The organism is Chryseobacterium sp. sg2396, from assembly GCF_042610505.1.
Lineage (GTDB): Bacteria > Bacteroidota > Bacteroidia > Flavobacteriales > Weeksellaceae > Chryseobacterium.
The window spans coordinates 237,999-257,925 of record NZ_JBHGAQ010000005.1 but is presented as its reverse complement, the minus strand read 5'-3'; the positions used below and the strand labels follow the sequence as shown (position 1 = coordinate 257,925).

At 39.1% G+C, this 19,927-nt stretch carries 17 protein-coding genes; 9 read left to right on the top strand and 8 right to left on the bottom strand.

Annotation, left to right across the window (positions count from 1 at the left end; translation table 11 throughout):
- Positions 1-6: 6 nt before the first annotated feature.
- Positions 7-1,020: a hypothetical protein gene (locus tag ACED20_RS07735; protein ID WP_294241691.1), complete on the bottom strand. Its 1,014-nt coding sequence runs from the start codon at positions 1,018-1,020 to the stop codon at positions 7-9.
- Positions 1,021-1,228: 208 nt separating this feature from the next.
- On the bottom strand, positions 1,229-1,882 hold the full coding sequence (locus ACED20_RS07730; RefSeq protein WP_294306768.1) for a hypothetical protein: 654 nt from the start codon (positions 1,880-1,882) through the stop codon (positions 1,229-1,231).
- A gap of 510 nt (positions 1,883-2,392) precedes the next feature.
- Between ACED20_RS07730 and ACED20_RS07725 the strand changes: the two genes are divergently transcribed.
- The gene (locus tag ACED20_RS07725; protein WP_378104086.1) at positions 2,393-5,371 is read left to right on the top strand and encodes a sensor histidine kinase; all 2,979 of its coding nucleotides are present in this window, start codon (positions 2,393-2,395) and stop codon (positions 5,369-5,371) included.
- Here ACED20_RS07725 and ACED20_RS07720 read toward each other — a convergent pair.
- Positions 5,349-5,984, bottom strand: coding sequence for a response regulator transcription factor (locus ACED20_RS07720; protein ID WP_294241700.1), 636 nt, complete (start codon positions 5,982-5,984; stop codon positions 5,349-5,351). The two genes, ACED20_RS07725 and ACED20_RS07720, sit on opposite strands and share 23 nt — an antisense overlap.
- A 409-nt stretch (positions 5,985-6,393) precedes the next feature.
- Entirely contained in the window at positions 6,394-8,079 is a 1,686-nt protein-coding gene (gene ggt, locus ACED20_RS07715; protein WP_378104085.1) for a gamma-glutamyltransferase, read from the bottom strand.
- A gap of 89 nt (positions 8,080-8,168) precedes the next feature.
- On the opposite strand from ggt, the gene ACED20_RS07710 reads away from it, so the two are divergent.
- Positions 8,169-9,134 (top strand): NAD-dependent epimerase/dehydratase family protein, encoded by a 966-nt coding sequence (locus ACED20_RS07710; protein WP_294225996.1) that lies wholly within the window; start codon positions 8,169-8,171, stop codon positions 9,132-9,134.
- Between the two features lie 84 nt (positions 9,135-9,218).
- Positions 9,219-9,971, top strand: coding sequence for a polysaccharide deacetylase family protein (locus ACED20_RS07705; RefSeq protein WP_294241702.1), 753 nt, complete (start codon positions 9,219-9,221; stop codon positions 9,969-9,971).
- A gap of 79 nt (positions 9,972-10,050) precedes the next feature.
- Here ACED20_RS07705 and ACED20_RS07700 read toward each other — a convergent pair whose 3' ends face one another.
- Together ACED20_RS07700 and ACED20_RS07695 are read right to left on the bottom strand one after the other, a co-directional pair.
- A complete protein-coding gene (locus ACED20_RS07700) occupies positions 10,051-11,256 on the bottom strand; it encodes a metallophosphoesterase (protein ID WP_294266968.1) in 1,206 nt (401 codons plus the stop codon).
- Positions 11,257-11,322: 66 nt separating this feature from the next.
- The gene (locus ACED20_RS07695; protein ID WP_294266964.1) at positions 11,323-12,390 is read right to left on the bottom strand and encodes a 3-oxoacyl-ACP synthase III family protein; all 1,068 of its coding nucleotides are present in this window, start codon (positions 12,388-12,390) and stop codon (positions 11,323-11,325) included.
- 101 nt (positions 12,391-12,491) lie between these two features.
- Between ACED20_RS07695 and ACED20_RS07690 the strand changes: the two genes are divergently transcribed.
- The 6 genes from ACED20_RS07690 (at position 12,492) to rny (ending at position 17,107) form a co-directional block, all read left to right on the top strand.
- A complete protein-coding gene (locus ACED20_RS07690; protein WP_294202398.1) occupies positions 12,492-13,061 on the top strand; it encodes a hypothetical protein in 570 nt (189 codons plus the stop codon).
- Positions 13,062-13,064: 3 nt separating this feature from the next.
- Complete coding sequence (gene ubiE / locus ACED20_RS07685; RefSeq protein ID WP_294202400.1) at positions 13,065-13,796, top strand: bifunctional demethylmenaquinone methyltransferase/2-methoxy-6-polyprenyl-1,4-benzoquinol methylase UbiE; 732 nt, start codon at positions 13,065-13,067, stop codon at positions 13,794-13,796.
- 4 nt (positions 13,797-13,800) lie between these two features.
- Positions 13,801-14,583 (top strand): porin family protein, encoded by a 783-nt coding sequence (locus ACED20_RS07680; protein WP_378104084.1) that lies wholly within the window; start codon positions 13,801-13,803, stop codon positions 14,581-14,583.
- A gap of 137 nt (positions 14,584-14,720) precedes the next feature.
- Positions 14,721-15,023 carry a hypothetical protein gene (locus ACED20_RS07675; RefSeq protein WP_294202405.1) on the top strand — a complete coding sequence of 101 codons (303 nt, stop codon included), beginning with the start codon at positions 14,721-14,723 and terminating at the stop codon, positions 15,021-15,023.
- The gene (locus tag ACED20_RS07670) at positions 15,023-15,310 is read left to right on the top strand and encodes a cell division protein ZapA (protein ID WP_378104083.1); all 288 of its coding nucleotides are present in this window, start codon (positions 15,023-15,025) and stop codon (positions 15,308-15,310) included. The genes ACED20_RS07675 and ACED20_RS07670 overlap by 1 nt, the downstream gene beginning before the upstream one ends.
- Positions 15,311-15,535: 225 nt before the next feature.
- A complete protein-coding gene (gene rny, locus ACED20_RS07665) occupies positions 15,536-17,107 on the top strand; it encodes a ribonuclease Y (RefSeq protein WP_294202407.1) in 1,572 nt (523 codons plus the stop codon).
- A 919-nt stretch (positions 17,108-18,026) separates the two neighbouring features.
- Here rny and ACED20_RS07660 read toward each other — a convergent pair.
- The gene (locus ACED20_RS07660) at positions 18,027-18,851 is read right to left on the bottom strand and encodes a GLPGLI family protein (protein ID WP_378104082.1); all 825 of its coding nucleotides are present in this window, start codon (positions 18,849-18,851) and stop codon (positions 18,027-18,029) included.
- Complete coding sequence (gene gwsS, locus ACED20_RS07655) at positions 18,829-19,920, bottom strand: grasp-with-spasm system SPASM domain peptide maturase (RefSeq protein WP_294202409.1); 1,092 nt, start codon at positions 19,918-19,920, stop codon at positions 18,829-18,831. Before gwsS ends, ACED20_RS07660 begins: the two co-directional genes overlap by 23 nt.
- Positions 19,921-19,927 lie beyond the last annotated feature (7 nt).

The following is a 19,927-nucleotide window of genomic DNA, read 5'->3' as shown; positions in this document are numbered from 1 at the left end:
GTGTCATTAATTTCCAAGGTATATGAACATATTTACGCTCATGCTTTTGGGAGCAATATTCAGGGGCTGTTGCGTTACACCGCCATTGATGCTTGCTGCTGTTACGGTATGGTTGTGGGCAGCGAGGGCACTGCCCGTAAATGAGGCTGAATGTGAGTGTGCGGCCATAGAATGGGCATGGTCTGGAGCTGTTGAAGTAGAGAAATTATTTATATAACCTCTGTCGGTAGTTGCTGCAGAGTTTTCTGTTTGCCTTCCGTTTCCCGTATCGAAAGAGATCTCGTCAGAATTAGACCGTCGGCCGATGGAGTGTGTATGATCACCCACGGCTTGAATGATGGAAGTTCCGTTTTGTACCAATACACTTCCCGTTGGGGTACCTGCACTATTGGACGAAATAGTAACGGATGGAGATATATTGGGAAGCTGATTTTGTGCTATCAATGTCGTATTGGAGCCCGTAATACTGCCGATGGACTGCCCGTTTTGTACCGGATAGGCATCAGCTGCATTGGGAAGGTTGGAAGAAAAGCCCAAAGCTAATGCCCTCGATTGCTGGGTCGCAGTGAGCGAACTTACTGACCTTCCATTTAAAAGTATCCAGCCGTTATGATCTGAAAATTGAAGTCCGCATTTTATATGCCCATAGGAAAAGAATCCCGGATATGTATAAGCATTTCCATTGATGATGTTTTGCCATGCGCTGCCGTCAAAATAGTAGTAGCCTTCCTTTGATATGTTGGCTGTTTTGATGCTGGTAGTGGTCACTGGTGCCGTAGCGTAAATAATGGCTCCTGTCTGGGCTGCTGAGTATTGATTATCACCTGCTTTGATCTGGTTGCCACTAAGGCGTGGTACGATAATTCCTTCCGGCTTGCTGCCGTCGGTAGTTTGCGCTGTCACGTCTAAAGTGCCTTTTGGCAGAGTGTTATTAATGCCAACCTGACTCTTGCATGTTGCCGAAAAAGCGACGAAGACGGCTATGAAGAATCGTTTCTTATTATGGGTTATATTTTTCATTTCAAAATTATTAATTCTGGCTGTTATATTAGAAAAGGAATAGTTATCAATTTCTGTAAATACCGACTGATTTTTCGGATAGAAAATTCTTTTAAATAATTCCTATTTTTAAGGTATTCGCTGTGAATATTTTTACCATTAAGTTTAAATACAGTTCTCTAAATCACGAATACTCGGAATACCATAACGAAAATAAAGGATCATCTTTTCAAATTGGAGGACCCCGGGAAGGTCCTTTCTGCTTAATAGAATAGGGAATAACAACATTAAAATCCGGAAATAGTAATGCTGCAGAAAAGACAGGAGAGATTAAATAATATGTTTTTACAGCGGTATTTGCAAAAAGGGGTATTTGTAAAATACAGTTTGGATATTTTGATCCTGCAGACCGGCTGAAAAGATCTTTTTCTACATTACTGTATATATACGCATAGGAGATAGGAATTTCTTTTCCTGTCTTCTGCTTCTCATGGTGTTGCCGACGGGTATGGTGGCTGCCGGAACCTGTTTTATGTCCAAGGTGTTGTGCTTTATTTTTTTTATAAACCGTAATATAATTTTTAATATCTCTCCATCCTTTAATAACTGTATAATCTGTTATAAATATCTGTCCCCGGATTGCTTGCGGCTCATTACAAGGTGGCGGAGATTCTGCTTTCTTTGAGATGTTTACAGAGTCAGAATTTTTCAGGATTCCCTGAATATTCTCATCAGACCGCCTTTCTACAAAATTTGCGTGTGAATGTAAAGGCATAACGGATTTCCCCCGGATCGTAATTCCAATGATGATAAGTATAATGCAGAAAGCTTTCCTCCGGAGAGGAAGAAGCTTCTGCAATATATAATTCATTTGTGGTTTCATAGGGAACAGTTAGGGTATTATTTAATTGGGGAGATAAATTTTTTAAGAAAAGTTTAAAGGCAGGGAATTTCTTTTGCAACCGTAATTTCTTGGTTTACTTGATGTGTTTATTATTGAATATATAGAGATAGGTTAAATCTGTGTAATTAATGGGTTATATTAAAAATGGTTTATCACTATGTTTTTTATCAATTTTTATATTAAATTGTTTGTTTTAAGCACTATTTTTACCAATTATTTAAAATCAGAAAATAGAGCTAATTTTTATGATCACTGGTCTGAACCCCCTTATCTTCAATTCGATGAATGATGTCTGAAGTCCTATGATTTACTGTCACAAAAGTAGCTTCATGATCTTTTAGCAGATGTAGTATTATTATGGTAGTGATGTCGTACATAATTGAAGTATTGTAGAATTAGTTCTACAAAAACAATGGAGCTATTACTACCATTCAATTTTAATTAACTGTGCAATTTTGATTTTTATTAAAAGAAACACTAAGTCTATAGATGAATTATCTGTATAAGATTTTCTTTTTTTTCACGATTCTACATTACGCACAAAGTCCTGTGTACCAAGAAAAATGGCTGAATAATGAAGAAAGCGGGCTGCCCCAGAATACCATAAAATCCATGGTGAAGGACCGTTTTGGTTTCCTTTGGCTGTCTACAGAAAAAGGCCTTATACGATATGATGGACATAAGTTTGTTACCTATCAGCCGAATGTTCCTAACGTAGAAAACCGTACCGTACTGATCGGTGGGGATGCAGACGATGATTTTTTATTCACTTATTATAATTCTGTAAAATTTCCCGTTCTGATATCAGGCAGGACCTGTAAAACACTCAACATGCAATCTCCGTATTATAAAGAGATTAAAAAGTACAGCAGTGAGTACCTGATCAGAATGCTTGGACACCGTAACTATTCTTCAAGACTGTATTTTCATTACTTCATCAGTCGGAAAGAAGGGTATTGTCTGAGAGGCGATAGGCTGTTTTATTATGTCGGCAGAAGAGAACGCTTCATTCGTGCTGTTAAGAGTTATTCGTATCTGAACTTTGCTGTATCCGGAGAGAATCTTATTTATATGGATAGCCCTGAAATGATCAGCATGATTACTAAAGACGGTAAGATTAAACGTTTTGTTACCGGGCTGAAAAAGCAATTGGATTACTGTCTGTATGTAAACTACGGAAATAAACAGGTGTTTGTTAGAAACGCCAACAAAATCTATATCGCAGAATATCTCAATGGCAGAATGCAGCTTATTGAAGTATATAATGATCCGCAATCTAGCCGGAAGATATTGTATAAATGCATGTATTATGACAAGCATACCCGGATGCTTTTTGTGGGTACGCTTGATCATGGAATCCTGATTGTAAAGAAAAAGTTTATAAAAGCCTTCACTATTCCTTTTGCAGAAAGTACAGTCCTCAATGCAATAGATCGTTATTCGGATCATGAACTTATTACCGCTTCAGGTGACATTTTGGATACTCGTGGAAACATCAGAAAACTATTTTCCAGAAAAAGTACTGAAAATTACGGAGTTCTTTATCTGAAGGACAAATCCGGAATGTTAATAAAAGAATTCTGGGAAATTTATCTTTATAATAAGAGCGGGAAAAAGCTCATTAAAGATTTCGGTTACGAACAGAGGGTCACCGCAATAAACTATGGTAATAAAGGTAAAATATGGATTTCAGCCAGTTGTATTCCCAATCCTGTTCTGGGATATATCAAAATACATAAAGGCACAGTTACCGAACATAAATTTTATAAAATTTTTCAAAAGATTACAGGGATACTGGAGCTGGATAATGGTAATCTATTGATGTCTTCAGAAAACGGAATACATATTTTTAACGAAAAAACAAAGACTATAAAAACATTTTACAGGAATGTGCTGTTTAGGAGTCTCAATGAAAATGGCGACAATAATATATGGATCGAATCTTACGGCGACGGATTGTACCTATACCGCAACGGAAAGATCTATCCGCCGCCGCCAAATAAAAAAAGAATGCTCTCAGATGTACACTGTGTAATTGGTGACGATTATGGTCACTATTGGATGTCATCAAATGATGGTCTTTTCCAGGTACATAAAAAAGAATTTATAGACTACTATATGGGAAAACTATCCGATATCTATATACAGCAATACGATAAGAATGATGGTCTCCTAAGTAATGAATTCAACGGAGGAGCAAATATTAACGGGTTGAAGATCGGGAAATATGTGTGTTTCCCTTCCATGAATGGGATTGTCTTTATAGATACCAAAAATGCTTTTTCCGTATTTCCGGAGGAAAATTTTTATACAGATCGAATGCTCATTAATGATAAAGAAATGCTGATCGGAAACAACAGGGTCAGCCTCAACAGAAATTTCAGATATCTGAAAATTTTTGTAGATCATCCGAACTATGGTAATGAAAATAATGACCTCATCCATTACAGAATTGATAATGCACCTTGGATTTCCCTTTCCGAAGATAATGCGGTAAACATTAATAAACTTTCGTACGGGGATCATGAAATTCATTTCAGAAAACTCAAAAATTTCGGTACCGATTATACCTATAAAACCTTATCCATATTTGTAGAACCTGCTTTTTGGGAAACTCTTTTTTTCAAGATAGCAGCAAGTGCTGTGTTGATAGGAATGTTTTACCTGTTCTACAAAAGGAGGCTTAAAAAAATTGAACTGGAGAAAATTATTCTGGGCCAGAAAATCGAACAGCATACCGCAAAGCTGAATGATACGATACGCTCCCTGTCTGCTACCCGTGAGGAGCTTTACGCACAGCTTTACCGGCAGAAAAAGTTGGTAACGGTCATCAGTCACGATATTAAAAGCCCGCTCAAGTTCATCAACATGAGTACAGAGTATCTGCTGGAAAATAACAGTACTGAACAGGAACTGCATAATGTACTCATCTCAATAAAGGATTCCTGCGGAAAAATGATCGACTTTATAGAGTCAAGTCTTACCTACAGTAAAGTCTTCATTTATGACAGCTACACGATCAAAGAAGATATTATCCTCCATGAATTTATGGATCAACGGATACGGATTTTCAAAAATATAGCAGAATTTAATGCTATTACTTTGATTAACAGGATCGATCCGGGCACACTGATCAGAAGCAATGCGGATGTACTTCATATTGTTGTACACAATATTGTGGACAATGCCATTAAATATACCAAAAAAGGAAACGTAACCGTATACAGCAGTTCTGATAAAGACGGTACAAAGCTGATCTTTGAAGATACGGGTATCGGGATGACCCCTGAAGAGATCAGAAGGATTACAGGCGGCGATGTGCACAAAAATACGCAGGTTGGAATGCGGATTGTTAATGAGTTACTGGCTCTTGTGAATGTTCCGATGGAAATCGAAAGCGATAAAAATAAAGGGACACGGATTATTCTGACATTTAAAAATGAGGCTATCCAAGATTTAGACAGCTGATTAGACTTGGGATATTATTGATTCCCAGTTTTTCAAAAATCCTGTTTTTATAGGTACTTACCGTAGATTTCTGAATGTTGAGCTTCGTGGCAATCTCATTGTTTGAATATCCGTAAGACAGCATTCTGGCTATTTCCAGCTCTCGACCCGATAAGAGATTCAAAGGAGTGGCTTTCTTTTTATAAACTACCGTATCCAATAAATGATCTTTCAGTTCTTCACTAAGATATTTCCCGGTTTTAAAGAATTTTTGCAGGGCATATACAATATTCTCCTCTTCTGAAGTTTTGCTGAGAAAGCCGTGGGCTCCCGCCTGAATATATTTAACGGCATAAATGTTTTCCTCCAATGCAGAGAATATAAGGATCTTAAATGTGTTTTTCGCGGAAATAACAAGATTTTCTACAAAATTCAGGCTGTTTCCTTCCGGAAAATGAATGTCTAGGATAATAAAGTCTACAGTATTGTTCCGAAGGACTTCTCTGGCCTCACTGATGGAGGAGGCCTGCAAAATGTTCGTGTAACCGAAATGTTTTTTTAACAATAAATATATGCCCTGCCTTACAATACTATGGTCATCTATGAGAAGTGTCCTTTTTTCAGAAATTTCCATGGTTGTGCATAATATCTGCAAAGATACTAATAATTCCATAAGATATCTATGACCCATTTAATTAGTTAGGGCCTATATCACATGGTTTTTTTTTAATAAGAACCTATTTAAATTTGATCTAATAATTTTTGTGAACTTGTGCTTAGTGTTGCTTCTTCATAAATACATGAAGGCTATTCTTGATATTAAAGTTAAAAAATCTTTAGATTTGAGGTAGTCAAATTAAGTTTATTAAGCCCGTAAGAATTAAGAAATCGATTAATTGATTTGGATTAAGTTAAATAAGAAATTCCACCTAAATTTAATGTTAAAATATATTTAGAATTTTACGGGCTTTAAGCGATCGTCTTTTGTTTGATCTTTTTTTAAGCAAAGATATGCTATAGGAAATGTTTAAATGATAAAATATTCATTCCACCGCAACAGAATCATCACCGCGGCCGTCGGCTACAGCATGGATATTTCCGGCATCGTCGATCAGGATCATTTCCGTTCTGCCGATCTGGTTCCACCGTTCCGTTCTATAGCCTAATTTTTCTAGCTCGCTGATGGTAGTTTCCGGAAAATCCTTTTCAAAGGCAACAATTTCCGGAAGCCACTGGTGATGAAACTTCGGGGAATTGACGGAAATGTTGGCGTTGAGTTTAAAATCAACCACATCCACGATGGATTGGTAAATCGAGGTAGGGATTGTTGTTCCGCCCGGGGTTCCGACCACCATATACGGTTTCCCGTTTTTGAGGACGATCGTAGGCGTCATGGACGACAGCATTCTTTTATTAGGCTGGATCGAATTGGCTTCCCCGCCCACCGCGCCGAACATATTCGGAACACCGGGCTTAACCGAGAAATCATCCATTTCATTGTTAAGGAAAAATCCGGCTCCGGAAACGATGACTTTACTGCCGTATAGACCGTTCAAAGTTGTAGTAACTGCCGCGGCGTTTCCTTCCTTGTCAATTACGGAAATATGAGTAGTCTGGGTGGATTCTTTGGCCTGGCTGATGATTTCTCCGACTTCCGAGCTTGGAGTTGCATGGGTAAAACTGAAACTTTTCCAGCGGTTTTTGAGGTAATCATCCGAAATCAGGTATTGGGTTTTATCCTGAATAAAATCCGGGTCGCCCATGTATTCGGCCCGGTCGGCAAAAGCCCTTCTTTCGGCTTCCACCATAACCTGTACGGCTTTGGTGGTATTCTGCTGATACTTTTCCAGGTTTTCATAACCGGCCATTTTCAGCATCTGGGCGAGCAGGATCCCGCCGCTGGAGGGCAGCGGCATGGAAACGATATGATTATCTTTGTAATCGAATTCAAGTGCCTTCCGTTCGGCCACCTTATAATTTTTCAGGTCTTCCTCGGTGATGATTCCGTTGCCCTTTTTCATTTCAGCGATCAGGAGTTCTGCTGTTTTTCCTTCATAGAAACCTTTTAAACCGTTCTTCTGGATTAATCGTAAAGTTCGTGCCAGTTCTTTCTGTATCAGAAGATCGCCTGCTTTCCACGTTGTACTTTTAACGAAAGCATTGGAAGCGGCATTGTATTTCTGAAACTGTTCTTTGTAGGCATTTAATAAACCGGCTTCCTGCTCCGTAATGGCAAATCCTTTTTCCGCCAGATCAATGGCCGGCTGGATCAGCCGGTTCATCGGGAGTTTACAGTATTTCAACGTGGTAAAGAATCCGGCAACACTCCCGGGAACTCCAACGGCCAGCCTGCCGTTTTGCGAAAGGTTCGTATCGGCTTTTCCGTTTTTATCGATGTACATATCGTGAGTAGCTTTCCGGGGAGCGGTTTCCCGGTAATCAAGCGTAAACTTTTCACCGTTGTTTTTAACACCGACCAAGAATCCGCCGCCACCGATATTTCCGGCCTGCGGGTACACTACGGCTAACGCATATTGTGTGGCAACAACAGCATCATAGGCGTTCCCGCCCATTTTCAGGATTTTTGCGCCGGCTTCGCTGGCCAGCGGATGAGCAGAAACTACAACGCCTTTGTTCCTCACCTTAACTTCCTTTACGATATTAATGTCTGTGTATTGTGCTGAAACTGTGAACGAAAATAAAATCAGGGAAAAGATAACTTTTTTCATTTGCAGATTTTGTAACCTAATTTACAATTTTGTTTTAAGATAGGGTCTAAAATATCTATTTTTGTTTTTGATCAACTAATAAAATTAAGATGGAATCCCACACGGAAAGAATACTGATTACAGGTGCTTTAGGACAGATCGGCACCGAGCTTACCAACAGACTTGTTGAAATCCACGGAGCAGATAATGTAATTGCTTCAGGACTGGACAGATGGCAGAAAGGAATTACTTCTGCAGGTCATTATGAAAGAATGGACGTTACCAATACCCAGCTGGTGAGACAGGTAATAAAAGATTATGATATTACAACAGTATATCATTTGGCTTCATTATTGTCGGGTACTTCAGAAAAGCAGCCCGTTTTTGCATGGAAACTCAATCTTGAGCCGCTGCTTCATTTTTGTGAAATGGCAAAGGAAGGATTGATCCGGAAAATTTTCTGGCCAAGTTCCATTGCCGTTTTCGGAAAAGGAATTCCGAAAGAAAATGTAGGGCAGGATGTGGTTCTGAATCCTACGACGGTTTACGGAATTTCCAAAATGGCAGGCGAGAAGTGGTGCGAATATTATTTTGATAAGCATGGGGTAGATGTAAGAAGTATCCGATATCCCGGACTGATTTCCTGGAAGACGCCGGCCGGAGGCGGAACCACCGACTATGCCGTAGAGATTTTCTATGAAGCTATCGAAGAAGGAAAATATACCAGCTTCATTTCCGAAAATACAGGAATGCCGATGCTGTATATGGATGATGCCATCGATGCGACCTTAAAGCTGATGGAGGCCCCGAAAGAAAATTTAACTGTCCGTTCATCTTATAACTTAGGCGGAATGTCTTTTACCCCGAAAGAACTGGCAGAAGAAATCAAGAAAGAAATCCCGGAATTCGAGATCGATTACAAACCGGATTTCAGACAGGCAATCGCTGATTCCTGGCCGGCGTCTATCGATGATTCAGTAGCGAAAAAAGACTGGGGGCTTACCTATAATTTCGGTATTTCAGAAATGACGAAAGATATGATTAAAAATCTTAAAGTGAAATTAGGTAAAAATTAATTATATTAATATTTACTTTAAATAAAATGTATTTTAACATCTGATTTTTAATTGAATATAAAATTTATCTAAAATTTAATTTAAATGGTATTGTTTACTTTCAACATTGTGAATATAGAGGCTGAGGTTAAAAAAGGAGCATCTGTTCCCGATGAAGAAAGAATCAGGATTACGGAAAATAACTCAAAAGCCATTCTGAGAATTCTAGATATTCATGATGTTAAGGCAAGTTTTTTTATCGAAATTTCTATCGCTGAAAAGCTGCAGAGCCTTATAAAAGCAATTTCATCGAAAGGGCATGAAATTGCTTTTTATAATAAAAATTCCACGCTTCCGGAAATCGAAGAAACAAAAAAATGGACCGAGGAATTATTGGAAAAACAGATCAAAGGGATTCGACAGAAAGATCATAAGCTGCCGAAGGAGGATCTTAAAATGTTAGGTTTCGGTTATGTCTCCAATATCGATCATGCTGACATCCTTTTTCCTTTTAAACGCCTGAAACGCGATACGGAAATTACCGAGCAAGACGGGATAAGTGTTGTTCCTGAAAGTATTTCGCCGTACAGCCAGCTGCCTTATAACGATTTTGTATTCCAGGTACTGCCGATGAAGTATTACAAGAATATGGTCTTTGAAACTCTGAAGAAAGATGATTTTGTATTAATATATCTCAGCTCCTGGCAGTTTACCGACTTCAGCAGATACCGCTTCGATATTCCCTTTTACAGGAAGTGGAATTCAGGAAAAAAGATCGAAGACAAGCTCGATAAGCTGCTTTGCTGGATCGACGAAAATGAGATGGCTACCTCACGAATGAAAGACTATATTTTTTAATTCAAGATTTAAGGTTCAAAGTTTAAAGTTCAAAGTTTAAGGACAAACTTTGAATTTTGAATCTTAAACCTTGAATTTATTATGCTAATTCAAACAGCGTAATTTCCGGCAGTACGCCCACTCTTCCGGGATAGCCCAATACACCGAAACCTCTGTTTACATAAAGTATTTTTCCTTCGCTTTCATATAAGTCTGCCCATTTCGGGTATTTATACTGAACCGGCGACCATTTTACATTTTTCAGATCCAAACCGAACTGCATGCCGTGTGTGTGTCCGGAAAGCGTCAGATGAACGTTTCCGGGATGGTTTTTAACCACGTAATCAAAGTGGGTAGGGTCGTGGCTCATCAGGATTTTTACTGCCGATTCCGGTACGCCTTTTAAAGCGTCGTCCAGCCTTCCGAATTGTGGGAAGGGTTTTAGTCCCCAATTTTCAACACCCAGAATGTATATTTTTTCACCGTTTTTCTCAATCACCCGGTGCTCATTACGGAGCATGTCGAATCCGGCCTGTCTTTCATAATCAACCAGTGTATCAAGGTTTTTCTTTTTGGCATCTGAAGAATCCCAGGTGACGTAATCTGCATAATCGTGGTTGCCCAGCACGGCAAATTTTCCGTCTTTCGCTTTAATCTTTGAAAATAGAGGGATAAAAGGTTTGAATTCATCCGCCACATTATTCACCATGTCACCGGTAAAAAGGACCAGGTCAGGATTTTGTTCATTGATCAGGTTAATGGCATGTTCCAGCTTGCTGGGATCGGAGAAACTTCCGCTATGAACATCTGAGATCTGTACGATTTTGTATCCTTTAAAGCTTTTTGGCAGGTTCGCGAAATTGATTCTGACCCTTCTCACTTTATGCCTGTATTTTCCGAAAGTGATCCCGTCTATAAAAAGGGCAGAAAGTACACCTCCTAGACCTAATCCCATAAGACTTAAAAACTTTCTTCTTTCCGGGAAAAAATTTTCGGACGATCGCATAAATCCGATCAGGTAGCTTCCGGTCCTGAAAATATCATCGATCAGCAAAAATAGCACGATAAAAATTTTAGGAAGGATAAAGATCAGGAAGATGGAAATCATGATCTGTGCACGCATCATGCTTCTCTCGCCTTTACTGAAATGGGTCATTTCGTAAGCGAAGAATCCGTAGATCACTAAGGAAACGACTGCGTATCCGATTTTGATCCACGAATTATCGGTTAAAGTTCTGATGGCTTGGTAGATATAGACTTCCAACAGGAGGAAGAGCGCTGCAATAATTAAAAAATTTTTCTGCATAATAGGTTTAAAAAAAGCACAAAGAATAATTCCCTGTGCTTTTTTATATTTTTACATTAAATATTGTTAAGGAAATCTGTAAACGATAGCATTGATGTTCATTCCGGCACCTACAGAAGTCATGACAATATTACCTTTTTCTTTAAACGATTGGCCCTCCATTTTTCCTTTAATTATTAAATCAAACATGGTAGGAATGGTGGCAACGGATGAATTTCCGAAATCCTGGATCGTCATCGGGGAAATGGAATGGTCGTAATCTTTCACATTATAAAGCTTGTGAAGCCTTTCGATCATCGCGTAATCCATTTTAGCATTCGCCTGGTGGATCAGGATCTTATTAATATCTTCAATAGAAAGACCTGCATCTTCAATGGTTTCTTTAATAGCGGCAGGAACATTTTTCAGGGCATACTCATAAATTTTTCTTCCCTGCATTCTTACGAAGAGTCTGGTCTGGTCGGATTCTTTATTGATGGAAGGTCCGTTCGCCAGATAATCCAGCTCGATTCCGTTATCACAGATGGTATTGTGTGCAATGATCCCTACGTTTTCCTCATCGGTTGCTTTTACAACTACCGCTCCGGCCCCGTCTGCAAAGATCATTCTGTTACGGTCGTACGGATCGGTTACCCGGCTCAATGTTTCAGCTCCGATTACCAGAATCGTCTTTGCAACCTTTGCTTTAATCAGGTTATCTGCCAGAATCATCGCTTCCACCCATCCCGGACATCCGAAAAGCATATCGTAAGTAACGCATTTCCTGTTTTTAATACCCAGTTTATTTTTTACCCTTGCGGCCATCGTCGGCATAAAGTCGGCGTATCCGTTTACGGTAACTTCACCGAAATTGCTGGCATAAATAATATAATCCAGTTCTTCCTGGTCGATACCGGCATCTTCAATCGCAAGTTTTGAAGCTTCGTAGCCGATTTGTGAGTTGGAAAGATCATCTTCAATGAATCTTCTGTTTTCAATTTCCGTGATTTCTACAAATTTTGCGATAGTTTCTTCGGCAGGTTTATCAATCTTCACCCCGTCTTCCGTATAAAACTCTGAATCTAAGAAATAATCTCTCCCGATAATTCTGCTGGGAAGGTAGGATCCAGAACCAATGATGATCGTATTCGGCATTCGTTTAAATGATTTTTTAAAGATGCAAAGTTAATAATTAATATTAATAACGGAGAATTAAAAATATTATTAAATTTGCAGAAATTGTACTTTACAATCTTATGAAAAACAATCCGTCCTTAAAAGGCTTACTTATTGCAGTTGTGGCGTTTATCGCTGCCTTTGGGATCTACTTCCTGTTTTTGGCTAAAAAGAACTATTATGTAGTAGACAATCCTACACCCAATACGTTTTACTATAAAATAAACAACGGTTCGGAGGGGATTATCGCCGGAGGGCAGACGGTTCCGGTGGATCTGGACAAGGGTAAAAACTCCATACAGGTTTTTGACCAAAATAAGAAATTACTTTTCGATTCCGCTTTCGAAGTGAAAAAAATCCGGGGCCTTATCAATATTGCCCATCAGGATTATTACATCAATGATCAGTATTACGGATACAACCTGAAGAAAGATTCCTTACTTTTGGCACTGGATAAAACCATCATCGACGGGAAACCGTATTACGGAGGGGCAAGACGCTTCAGCAAGCTGTATACCGACGACTTTTATTACAATGTAGATGAAGATTATGACAGGCTGATTAAAAATATCCAGCAGGTAGAATCCAGGTCCAAGATCTTCAGAAAACAGGACTACCTTAATTATTATAAAGAATATTACAAGTTTTAAGTTTTGACAAAAGATATTACCAAAATTACACCCTACAACTCGGATGCTACAAAGAAGAGCCAGGTAGAGGATATGTTCGACAATATTGCACCGAAATACGATGTACTGAATCGTGTGCTTTCTCTGAAAATTGATGTTTTATGGAGAAATACGCTGGTGAAATGGATGAAAAAAGATAATCCGCAGGAAGTGCTGGATGTGGCTACAGGAACGGGAGATCTGGCTATTGCCATTGAAAAGGGAACCGGTTCCAGGGTGATTGGTCTGGATTTATCGCAACAAATGTTAAATGTTGGCGTTATTAAAATAAAAAAACTTAAATTAGACGGCAAAATTTCCATGCAAAAAGGGGATGCGGAGAACCTACCGTATGAGGATAACAGGTTCGATGCAGTTTCCGTTGCATTTGGAGTAAGGAATTTTGAAAACCTTACCAAAGGTTTGGCAGAGTTAAGAAGAGTAGTGAAAGATAACAAGAGTGTTTATATACTTGAGTTTTCAAAAGTTGAAGGGGTTATGGGACCATTGTATATGTTTTATTTTAAAAACATTTTACCCGCCATCGGCAGATTGGTTTCCAAAGATAACAGGGCATATACATACCTTCCGGATTCTGTAAACGCTTTTCCTTTCGGGGAAAAGATGAGACAAATTCTTTTAGATACAGGATTTAAAAAAGTTGAATATAAAAAACTAAGTTTAGGTATAGCCACAATTTATAAAGCAACAAAGTAACCCTATGAATAAATTTTTATTAAGAGCACTGGTTTTAGCGTCAGTAAACGTTGCCTTTTTAGCGAACGCGCAATTCAGAACCCGTAACAGAATGGATAAGCTGGAAGATTTCGACGAGCAGAAATTCAGCTGGGGTTTTTATCTGAACGGTAACAGGCTGGACTACCGTATCGTTCTGAATCCGAGATACGGGATGAATAATAATCAGAATCTTGTTTCATCTAAGGAAAGTTACAGTTTCGGTGCCGGTCTTATCGCAAAATGGAGGCTGAACGATTATCTGGATGTACGATTAGAACCGGGGTTACAATTCGGCCAGAGACAGTTGACTTTTAATACACAGTCCAACGACCAGTATGCAGCGGGTACTTTAACGAACGATCCTTTCATTCCGATTCCTCTACAGGAAAAAGACAGAGTAAGAGATATTAAAAGTACGCTGGTAGACGTTCCGGTATTGCTTGAATTCCACGGACAGAGATGGTACAACTCCAGGCCTTATGTGGCAGCAGGGGTAAACTACATCGTAAACCTTCAGTCCAATTCCAGCTCAACGGATGACAACCTTCAGCAGGTATTCCGTTCTACCACGCATAACTTTGCATGGTCTGCAGAAATGGGGATTCAGTTTTACTTCAATAAGTTTAAGCTGACCCCGGCAGTAAGAGGAACATTCATCATGAATAACGAAATCGTGGCGGATAACGCAACAACTCCTCCGTACTGGACGTCGGCAATGTCTACGTTACAGACAAGAGCGATATTCTTCGTTCTGAAATTTGAGTAAGAATAGCATCAAACATACAGGGAGATACAGTTTTGTATCTCCTTTTTTGTTTTCCGTCAAAATATAGACCGTTTTATTTTTGTTAGTATTAATATTTTGTTATTTTTGCTAATAGTTAGAATATACGAAAACCTGAAATGCTTCAAGATTTAGAAAACCATTTTTCAGAATTAGAGAAAAAGATTTTACAATTGCAGAAAAATTATAAAAATCTTACTGAAGAATTTTCTGAGCTGAATGTTGAGCATGAAGAACTGAAGAAGAAATATGATGAGGAAAGAAAAAAAAATCAGGTATTAGCAGAAGAACAAAAAAATATAAAATTGTATTCGGCAATATCAGGAAACCCTGAACACAACCGGCTGATGAAAAACCACATCAACCGATTGGTAAAAGAAATAGATTTCTGTATTGCCCAGCTTCAAAACAGTGGATTATAATGGAGGTAAGAAGAATAACCATTAATATTGCCGGAAGAGTATATCCGCTGAATGTACCGGCAGCAGAAGAAGAAACACTGCGTAGAGTCGGGAAGCAGATTGAAAATATGATTAAGGATTTTGAACAGAACTTCGATGTGAGAGACAAGCAGGATGCTTTGGCCATGTGTGCCCTGAAACTGGGAACCAACGCCGAGGTAGTGTCTATGAACTACGATAAAACGATACAATCTACCAACGAAAGACTGGCAAGGATCAATCAGTCGTTGAATGAAACAGGGAAATAGATTTTTTTTCCCAACCAACTGCCTACAATAATTCTAACACATTAAAGGTAAACTCAACGCTAAACAATTACCGAACAAATGTCCATTGAATGGCGTGCCGGTTCTCCGGATTACAGACAATGGAAATCAGTTCAAATCGTGTTGATTAGGAGTTTACTCTCAATCTCTGAATTGTTGTGGGCTTTTTTATGCTAAATTGAGGACAATTAAAACTTATATACAGATATGACAATAACAGCCATTATAGTCGGCGTAATTTGCCTTGTTATTGGTGCAGCAGCAGGAATACTCTTTTCCAGAAGCTCACTCAATACAAAAGCAAAATTTATTATAGATGATGCAAAGAAAAATGCTGAAAACCTGATAGAAAAAGCTACCGTACAAGCCGAATCCATAAAAAAAGAAAAGAACATCCAGGCCAAGGAAAAATTCCTGGAACTGAAATCCCAGCATGACTCCGATATTCAGTCCCGCGAAAAGAAAATGCAGGAAGTCGAAAAAAGAATCAAGGATAAGGAACATAAACTGAATGACGAACTCAGCAAAGTAGGAAAACTTGAAAAAGACCTGGATAAGCAGATTGCCGATTATGCCAAAAAAACGGAAATCATTGAAAGAAAGCAACAGGAACTTGATGTTGCAACGGCCAGGAAAGTAGAGGTTTTAGAAAAAATATCCAACTATTCTGCAGAAGAAGCAAAAGCCGAACTGGTAGAATCCTTAAAGGCAGAAGCCAAAACAAGAGCTCAGGCACATGTTCAGAGCATCATGGAAGAAGCGCAGCTTAATGCGAAAAGCGAGGCACGAAAAATCGTTATCCAGACGATCCAGAGAATAGGAACCGAACAGGCGATTGAAAACTCTGTGTCTGTATTCAACATCGAATCTGATGAGGTAAAAGGTAGAATCATCGGTAGGGAAGGTAGAAACATCCGTGCTTTGGAAGCGGTTACCGGTGTTGAAATCATTGTTGACGATACTCCTGAAGCCATCCTTCTTTCATGTTTCGATCCGGTAAGAAGAGAGATCGCCAGATTATCCCTTCACCGTTTGGTAACGGACGGAAGAATCCACCCGGCCAGAATCGAGGAAGTCGTAGAGAAAACAAGAAAGCAGATCGAGGAAGAGATCATCGAAGTAGGAAAGAGAACCATCATCGATTTGGGAATCCACGGACTACATCCTGAACTGATTAAGATCGTGGGTAGAATGAAGTACCGTTCTTCTTACGGGCAGAACCTGTTACAGCACTCCAGAGAAGTCGCCAACATCGCGGCAACCATGGCTGCTGAATTGGGATTGAATGTAAAATTAGCGAAAAGAGCAGGTCTTTTACACGATATCGGTAAAGTTCCTGAGCAGGAATCCGAGCTTCCTCACGCTTTACTGGGAATGCAGTGGGCGGAAAAGTACGGTGAAAATGCAGAAGTAATCAATGCGATCGGAGCACACCACGACGAAGTGGAAATGACCTCCTTACTATCACCGATCATCCAGGTTGCCGATGCGATTTCCGGAGCAAGACCGGGCGCCAGAAGACAGGTGCTGGAATCTTACATCCAGAGACTGAAGGATCTTGAATCGGCAGCGTTGAGCTTTGACGGCGTATCTTCAGCCTATGCCATCCAGGCGGGTAGAGAATTAAGGGTAATGGTGGAAAGCGGAAAAGTAAATGACGAAGTAGCTTCTCAATTATCTTACGATATTTCTGAAAAGATCCAGAATGAGCTTACCTATCCGGGACAGGTGAAAGTAACCGTTATAAGGGAAACCAGAGCGGTGAACATTGCAAGATAAAATTACCATCATATTAGATAAAACCTTCCATGAAATTGGAAGGTTTTTTTATGATAATTATATTGAAGCCAATACTAATGGTGTTTAATTTGATAACGTGAGTTCGGTATACATAAATTATTCAAATTTCAATAAAAATGGGCAATGTCATCCTGAGCCTTTCGAAGGAAGCCCATTTATCCTATGTCGGATAATGAGCGGCTTTAGCCAAAATCTACAATGCATTTTGGCTAAAGCCAATTTGGAATTGCAATTTTCGTGTCGTGCTAAACCCGACGTAATTTATGAAATATATTAAATTGAATGTCACATAAGCAATTCTATTTTTACATCAAACTTACATTACTTAAATAATTTTCAATATTTTAAATCCGCTAGAGCGTTCATCCAGCCCTGAAAGGGTGATATCAATAGCCTCGCCTTTGAGCCTGTGTATTACATTTTTTTTCAAATAAGTTAACGTAAAAGTGATGGTATTTGGTTTATTTTCAACGATTTAATAAATAAAAAAGAAAAAATATCACCGGGATCTTCTTCTTGATACAATACAACAAATAAGATCATTTAATTTGTAAGACCGCTGGCAATATTTTAACAGAAGAAACTTCCGGCATCCGGCTTCCTTCTTCCAGCCTTTTGCTCTATTTTCTATTTCGGGTTCACGTTCAGTTAGATTGTCGTCCGCTTTTATTAAACCGGATTTCATCCGGTCTTATGATCACGATGCTCTTCTGCCGCAAATGTACTTTGCTATTCCTCTCCCCTTATATTTGATGGGACGTTACGCCTATCTTTTCTCCGTATCCAGGTTGAAGAATATATTCGATAATATTAAAAAAAAACAAGCATCCCGATAGGATGCCTGTCTTATTTTGCTGTTAGCTGGCTGCCATCTGTTAGAGAATAAATCTCTTATCATTTAAGGATATTGGATAGCATCGGCCAGTTCTATGGGATTGTTGTGTTTCTTCATGTACTGCTGTTCTGTTTTCGTTAATTCTTTGTAATTCGGTACGAATCTTTTCCCGTTGGCATCCTGCCAGACTGCTTTTACATTTCCTGACTTCATTTCCCGGTACGGATCGTTGTAATAGTCCTGTTGAACTTTAACCCACTGTTTGCGGTTGATGTCTAAAGGTTTGGTAGAGAAGTAAGCAATATCGATACTTTTATCTTTCCGGATTGCAGCAAGCAAAAATTCATAATTGTTTTTGGTATCTTTCATGGAGACGATCAGTCCGGGAAGTCCGTCAAATACATAAGGACCGTTCTGCAAAGCAATATCTGTGGTAAACCATGCTTCCCATGTACGGCCGGAATAGAGGAGCATTGCCTTCTGGCAGGTATAATCCCCGATTTTTTTGGTGTCTTTGGTGATTTCCCATTTAAAGCTTGTGCTCTTTTCTGAAATTCTGTACAGATCCCTGAGCAAAACAGTGAACCGGTAAATCTTTTTTTGTCTGTAATCTTTGATAACCATAAACTGATAATCGTATTTTTTTTGTGCTTCCGCTCCGGCTTTTTCCTTTTCAATGACCAATGAATCGTTCAGGTACTGATCCCGGGAGTAGAATTTTGATTCTTTACCTTTAATCAGCAGAACCATATCCTTCATCTGCATTTCTTCAGACAGGGAGTCTGTTTTAAAGTTCATCCGGTAATCGATCTTATAGCTTTGTGCATACACCGAGTTAGAAAGTAAACCTGCAAAGAGCAGTACTTTAACTATATTTTTCCATTTCATAATATTGAATTGCTTTTTGTTTTAAGGGGTTGGTGTTCCAATCTTCCCATTCGCCTGTGTACGGGTCATAGCCACATTTTAATGGCTTTGAAATGTCCAGGCCGTCTTTGTCTGTATGAGTGCGTTCGGTGTAAGCTCTGCAGTCCGTGCAGACATACCGGAATTCACAATCTTTACAGCCTTCAATGTCGTCTTTCGTCAGGTTCCAGTATCGTCTGAAATCTTTATGAAGAAGGCTTTTTTCCAAACCTGTATTTTCGATATTTCCGAAACTCTGCTTCATGGAAGGGCAGTTTTTTATATTCCCGGAACTGTCGATCGAAAGTTTGCAGTTCAGGCAGGAGTTATGATGCATGGACTCCGAAATAATTTCGAGGTTTACTGAATCAATGTTTCCCTGTATGGTCCCGCAGTTTTTGGGTCCTGTAACGGATTTTTTCAAAACTTGGATTTTACTGTCTTCTGCCGGAGCAGTTAACAGTTTTTTATTTAAAGTATAAATGGTGACCGTACTGACGATCGGCAGTTTTGCAATTTCATTTAAGTCAGCTGTTGTCCTTTTCGAATTTGATTTTCCCTGAATGCTGATTTCAAGCTGAATATCACGCAACCTGTTGTTAGGATTATCGCTCAGGCAAATGAGGTATTTCTTAAGTTCCCGCAGCCTTTTTTCTGAAAAGCAGCGGAAGAGTATGGCTTCAACGCCTAATTTCCCTATTTCGTTATCTATTTTCGACAGTGAGGCAAAGGACGTTTCAGAATCCACATCGATAATCATATTGCTAATGCTGCCTGGGATATGCCATTTCATGTCAATGGGTGGAAAGGCAACTGTTTCATCATCGGATATCCTGAAAATAAGATCGTGCTGTTGTAAAAACCTTTTATATTCCTTTACTGTTTTACGGTCTTCAGGATAGAGTGCCTGCAAATTTTCAAAATCAATATCCTGGGTGAGAATGTCATATAATTCGTTGGGAATATACCAGTACCTGTTTTTAGTCATATCAAACAGGATCGAGCGCGAATATCCTTTTACGGGAATAATATCGGCATAGAGCTTATGCATTATATTT

Excerpts from the sequence above, each read along its gene's own strand:
- ACED20_RS07670 (WP_378104083.1), top strand. The coding sequence starts at position 15,023 with ATGGAGGTAAGAAGAATAACCATTAATATTGCCGGAAGAGTATATCCG.
- ACED20_RS07725 (WP_378104086.1), top strand. The coding sequence starts at position 2,393 with ATGAATTATCTGTATAAGATTTTCTTTTTTTTCACGATTCTACATTAC.
- gwsS (WP_294202409.1), bottom strand. The coding sequence starts at position 19,920 with ATGCATAAGCTCTATGCCGATATTATTCCCGTAAAAGGATATTCGCGC.
- ACED20_RS07690 (WP_294202398.1), top strand. The coding sequence starts at position 12,492 with ATGAAAAACAATCCGTCCTTAAAAGGCTTACTTATTGCAGTTGTGGCG.
- ACED20_RS07735 (WP_294241691.1), bottom strand. The coding sequence starts at position 1,020 with ATGAAAAATATAACCCATAATAAGAAACGATTCTTCATAGCCGTCTTC.
- ACED20_RS07660 (WP_378104082.1), bottom strand. The coding sequence starts at position 18,851 with ATGAAATGGAAAAATATAGTTAAAGTACTGCTCTTTGCAGGTTTACTT.
- ACED20_RS07680 (WP_378104084.1), top strand. The coding sequence starts at position 13,801 with ATGAATAAATTTTTATTAAGAGCACTGGTTTTAGCGTCAGTAAACGTT.
- ggt (WP_378104085.1), bottom strand. The coding sequence starts at position 8,079 with ATGAAAAAAGTTATCTTTTCCCTGATTTTATTTTCGTTCACAGTTTCA.
- ACED20_RS07720 (WP_294241700.1), bottom strand. The coding sequence starts at position 5,984 with ATGGAAATTTCTGAAAAAAGGACACTTCTCATAGATGACCATAGTATT.
- ACED20_RS07675 (WP_294202405.1), top strand. The coding sequence starts at position 14,721 with ATGCTTCAAGATTTAGAAAACCATTTTTCAGAATTAGAGAAAAAGATT.
- ACED20_RS07710 (WP_294225996.1), top strand. The coding sequence starts at position 8,169 with ATGGAATCCCACACGGAAAGAATACTGATTACAGGTGCTTTAGGACAG.
- ACED20_RS07695 (WP_294266964.1), bottom strand. The coding sequence starts at position 12,390 with ATGCCGAATACGATCATCATTGGTTCTGGATCCTACCTTCCCAGCAGA.
- ACED20_RS07700 (WP_294266968.1), bottom strand. The coding sequence starts at position 11,256 with ATGCAGAAAAATTTTTTAATTATTGCAGCGCTCTTCCTCCTGTTGGAA.
- ACED20_RS07705 (WP_294241702.1), top strand. The coding sequence starts at position 9,219 with ATGGTATTGTTTACTTTCAACATTGTGAATATAGAGGCTGAGGTTAAA.
- rny (WP_294202407.1), top strand. The coding sequence starts at position 15,536 with ATGACAATAACAGCCATTATAGTCGGCGTAATTTGCCTTGTTATTGGT.
- ACED20_RS07730 (WP_294306768.1), bottom strand. The coding sequence starts at position 1,882 with ATGAAACCACAAATGAATTATATATTGCAGAAGCTTCTTCCTCTCCGG.